This is a genomic window from Bacillus sp. SIMBA_005 (assembly GCF_046535585.1).
In the GTDB taxonomy this organism is placed as follows: Bacteria; Bacillota; Bacilli; order Bacillales; family Bacillaceae; genus Bacillus; species Bacillus pumilus.
On record NZ_JAWRWI010000815.1, the window covers coordinates 1 to 252 of the forward strand.

Genomic DNA, 252 nt, shown 5'->3' on the forward strand with positions numbered 1-252 from the left:
TCCAGCTGTTCAAGCGTGCGCGTGCCCGCCATGAAGGAGGGGACGGCTGGATGGGCAACGACAAATTGAAGAGCTGCAGCGGCCAGCGGCACATTGTGCTCCCGGCAAACAGCTTCGATCTTTGCCACTTTTTCCATGATTTCACGTGGTGCAGGGGCGTAGTTGTATTTGGCGCCTTCGCGTGCGCCCGTGGCAAGGATGCCGGAATTAAAGCCACCACCAACGACAACGGCAGCACCGCGTTCCTCACAC

General features: G+C 59.1%; 1 protein-coding gene. It reads right to left on the reverse strand.

The genetic code is table 11. From position 1 onward, the window contains the following. A partial coding sequence (locus SB660_RS22345; RefSeq protein WP_410584660.1) for an aldo/keto reductase occupies positions 1–252 on the reverse strand: 252 nt, incomplete at both ends.